Source organism: Nitratireductor lacus (assembly GCF_056431025.1).
Genome location: NZ_JBWKMB010000050.1, coordinates 1 through 2,603, shown reverse-complemented (window position 1 = coordinate 2,603; position 2,603 = coordinate 1). Strand labels below are relative to the sequence as shown.

The 2,603-nt window shown below is 56.9% G+C and carries 1 protein-coding gene; it reads right to left on the bottom strand.

Features of this window, described 5'->3' with window-relative positions; all coding sequences use genetic code 11:
* Nucleotides 1-94: 94 nt before the first annotated feature.
* On the bottom strand, nt 95-1,738 hold the full coding sequence (locus AC07E3_RS21310) for an autotransporter outer membrane beta-barrel domain-containing protein (protein WP_478364723.1): 1,644 nt from the start codon (nt 1,736-1,738) through the stop codon (nt 95-97).
* Nucleotides 1,739-2,603 lie beyond the last annotated feature (865 nt).

The following is a 2,603-nucleotide window of genomic DNA, read 5'->3' as shown; positions in this document are numbered from 1 at the left end:
AACTTCGACTTCTTCATGGAATTCTCCTTCTCCCATGGCAGGGATCATAATTGGAAAATTCCAGTTCAGAACGGTCCGAAATCCGGGTGGCACGTCACTCCCCGGGATCACCCTCGATCTCATAAATGTGGCCGACGGTGCCGTCGACGATCAGCGTGCCACTCTTGACCTCAAACGTGGTTTTGGTCTCGCGGTTCGCTCGCCCGTCCAGGTCTGTCGTATCCATGTCGCTCTTAAGCACAAGCCGGGCATCCGCGCCGTCGACGACAACGGCGAGATCATCGCTTTTCGTTGTATAAAATTCGGACAGGTCGCCATCGATAATCGTCTCCCCGGAATAGCTTTTGATAAAGCCACTGCCCGAGAGCTTGTTTGAAAAGAGATAGTCGCTGTTGGTGTGATTGAAGTGGAGACCGGTTTCGTCAAGGAGAATCGTTGCGTCGGCATTGAGAAAACCGGCGGCTTTCGGATCTCCCAGGCCAAGCCATCCGTCACTGCTTTCCTTCGCGCCGCCAATAATCAGCGACTGGCGGAGATTGAACTGGCCGCCGACCTCCAGATGGCCGTCGCCGCTGAGCGCCACCGGCCCATTCGCATTGAAATTTCCGGTGACATTGAACCGACTATTCTGGCCGTCAACCGTGAGGTAAGCAAGGAGGCCGACGCCGGCCGTATCGGCGTTCACCGTACCGCCGCCCTCGACACGCACCCCGCCTTGCGAGGAAATCGCAAGGACAGGCGTTTCCAGCAAGCCGCCGTTGGAAACCGTGATGTAGCCCGTATTGAAAGCGCCTTCGAGATCCACGCGCTGACCGGCACGCAAAACGGAGCTGGCACCGGTGATGGTCGTGTTCTCACCGAGCTTCAGGGTTTGCGTTTCTACCTTGCCTCCGTTCTCGATGGCAAAGCCGTTGTGATTGATCATCGCCCCTGTGTTGACCCAACTCGATCCCGCGCCGCTGACAAGTATCGCATTGCCCTGCCCCCCAAGAGAAACATAGTTGGTGGAGATCAGCCCCCCATCCTTGATGGTGATGGGATCGACGATCGACGCACTGCTGCTCAAGCCGCGGAGTTCGTCGGCGTCAAGCACGGAACCCTCACCAGAAACCATAATATGGGATTCGCCGCCGAAGCCGACGGCGTTGCTGATGCGGACCTGATCGGCAAAGACCTTGCCGCCATCTTCGATGACAAGAGTCCCGCTGCCGTAGCCGGTGCCCGTGGCGCCGACCCCGAGCACGCCCGCATAGGCGATAGGAGCGCTTCCGGAGAGATGCCATTCAGCACCCGGACCGGAAACCCTCACCGTGCCCATGTTAGGCGCATCTCGACCACCACCCTGACCGATGAAGCCTGCACCGCTGTAAACTTTCGCGCCGATGATGGACAATTCGGCAGGCACGCCATTCACCTTGCCGACGCTCAATTCGCCATTGATGGCGTGCTGATTCGTCCAGGTCACCGAACCCTGGTCCAGTGTACAATCGGTAATGGCGGGATTGCTTCCAAGTCGCGTATCGCAGACAACATGTGCTTGCGCTTCACTGAAGCCGACAGCGGCCACAGCCGATACGGCGAAACCCAATCCGGTGCAACCAAGAGCCGTGGAACTGCGGAGCCATCTCTTCAGTTCAAAAAAAGTTCTTACTTGAATCAATGAGGTGCTCCCACGAAAAATGCTGAAACTGACGGTCCCGTCATCGAGCGCCGGTCCGGTTGCTCGTTGGCGCCACATTCAGCATGCCAATGGGAGTTTGGCTATTAGAACAGATGCACTATCGGCACTCCACATACGTTGAAAATCCACACGGATCGGGAGATCGGAATACCTTGTTGAGCGGCTTCATGGTTTCGGTCCATCGGCTTGCGACTTGTGATGAGTTCTATCTTTAGCTGTAGGAGCAATGCGGCAAGCGCCAAGACGATAGCCTGCGGGGCGAATGCTGCATCGAAGCGCATGTCGCAGATTATCTCTGCCGGTTTTCTGGGCGCAGATTGCTGAACGTCATATAGGCAGGATGATGCCCTGCGTAATCTCGAGGCCGCCGCCGGGAAAGCCACGAGATCGTCCACGCCGATGCCTTGCGGACGATCTCGTTCGCCTGGCGCTGCTCGCGTTCTCCCACTCAAGCGCCTTCGTCCTATGAACGACATCAGTTGGAGCAACTAGCCGTTACCGCTGCCAATTTCTTCACCGTCTCATTCAGCGTGTGCGCCGAACAGCCGAGCTTCGCGGAGATCGACATCATCGCCGTTAGCGAGAACTGTGCCGGTCTTAGCTATTCCGCACCGGACGCACCGCACGCTCGCGGACCTCAGGGGAATACTTGTTCTTTGTCGGACTCATCGTGGCTTGATCCTACCCAGGAATTGATGCCTCCGGCAAACCTCGCTTGGTTCAATCTATAGATATGAGCGCGGCACTTTCGATGAAGCACGCACCTCACCTGATAGTCGCACAATTGTCATTCAGCCAACCGACCCTCTCCAGGCAACACCTGGCATGGCCTGCTGCCGGTTTCGTGGACACCGAGATAAGGTGTTTTTGACGAAACCGGAGTTTGTGAATGCAGAGAAGGAAGTTTAGCCGCGAGTTCAAG

Coding starts and splice junctions, on each gene's coding strand:
- AC07E3_RS21310 (WP_478364723.1), bottom strand. CDS start 1,738: ATGTGGCGCCAACGAGCAACCGGACCGGCGCTCGATGACGGGACCGTC.